Raw genomic sequence first — 1401 nt, forward strand, 5'->3', positions numbered from 1 at the left:
GCCGGGCCCTGGTCGGCCTGGCCGACCTGCAGTTGGACGCGGGCGGGCTGGAGGAGGCCGCGGCGCTGCTGTCCCCCGCGCTCGACGCGGTGGCCGACGACCCCCGGGGCCGCTACGAGGCACACCGGGTGCTGGGCCTGCTGGCCCTGGAGAACGTCGGGGCCCACGCGGCCGAGGCGCACTTCGCCGACTGCCTCGGACTTGCGACGACCCTGCGCGACCCGCGCCTGGAGTCCTACGCGCGGCGGTGGCTCGACCGGGTGCAGGGCCAGGGCCACCGGCCCGCGGGCTGGTCGGAGGTACGCCCCGGAGTGTGGCGCCTGGCGCCCTGCGCCGGCTGAGCGCACCGCGCCACCCCGCATGCGCCGGTCCGGCACGGGACCGGCGGTCTGGAGCCGCACCGTACATGACGATTCCATCATGTACGGTTGAGGTATGCCGGAACAGAGCATTTACCACCACTTGCGAGAGTTCCGTGAGGCGTTCGACAAACCCGAACCACTGGCCTGGCCGGAGATCAGTCACGGTCAACTGCTCATGATGATGGGCCCCAAGAAGCAGCATCAGCTGGTCGCTCACCGTCTGCGTATCCAGCTGGACCCCCAGCTGGATACGGACCTGGTCCTCATGCTCGAAACCGACATGGAAGACGCCGCACTCGGCATCCTGCGCGTCCCGGACCTTGTCGTGGTCGATGAGGAAGAGGCCACCGCTGACAGCGACGCGATCGATCCCCGCCGCTGCCACCTGGTGATCGAGATCGTCTCCCGTTCCAACCCCAGCAACGACTACGAGGGCAAGCTGCGCGACTATCCGGCCATGGGAGTGCCGCACTACCTCATCGTCGACCCCCGGGACGGAAGCGCTGTCCACCACTGGGCGCCCGTACGGCGTGCCGGCGTGGCCTCCTACGACAACAGACAGCACTACATGTTCCCGGAGACCATCACGGTCGGCGACTGGAAGATCGACACAGCAGTTCTGCCCCGCTACAGCCCGGACGCCGGACGATGAGTGACGCCGCGGGCCTGGTGCGCTTCTGGCGCCGGCAGCGAAGCATGTCCCAGGCGCGTCTGGCCGAACTCGCCGGAACCGGCCAAGCCGCGATCTCCCGCATCGAATCCGGTCGGGACCAGCCCACCCTGGCCCTGCTGGAGCGCATCGCCTCGGCACTGGACTGCCGGCTCAGCATCACCTTCACGTCCGACGCGGAAGCCGCGCCGCGGCCGGACTCGGTCGTCTGATCCCTGCCGGTCAGGAGCGGTGACTCCCCGCATGAGGCGGGCGTGCGGCGTTCCGCGAGGCTTCGGCGGGCCCGAGCATTGCGTCGGTCCTGGTCGGGGCGGCACTCCGTCTGCTGCCTGACCGGCGTTCCGCGCCGTCGGCGCGTGCCCGGCGCCG

Annotated in this window: 2 protein-coding genes and 1 pseudogene; all 3 read left to right on the plus strand. The window is 70.4% G+C overall.

Annotated features, from left to right (window positions below; genetic code table 11):
- Window positions 1–341, plus strand: a pseudogene (locus ABZV34_RS39490) (AfsR/SARP family transcriptional regulator); the annotation flags it as partial.
- Between the two features lie 94 nt (window positions 342–435).
- Entirely contained in the window at window positions 436–1014 is a 579-nt protein-coding gene (locus ABZV34_RS39495; RefSeq protein ID WP_356288135.1) for a Uma2 family endonuclease, read from the plus strand.
- Entirely contained in the window at window positions 1011–1244 is a 234-nt protein-coding gene (locus ABZV34_RS39500; protein ID WP_356288138.1) for a helix-turn-helix transcriptional regulator, read from the plus strand. The genes ABZV34_RS39495 and ABZV34_RS39500 overlap by 4 nt, the downstream gene beginning before the upstream one ends.
- The last annotated feature ends 157 nt before the right edge of the window (window positions 1245–1401 follow it).

Source organism: Streptomyces sp. NPDC005195 (assembly GCF_040608315.1).
GTDB lineage: Bacteria > Actinomycetota > Actinomycetes > Streptomycetales > Streptomycetaceae > Streptomyces > Streptomyces kaempferi.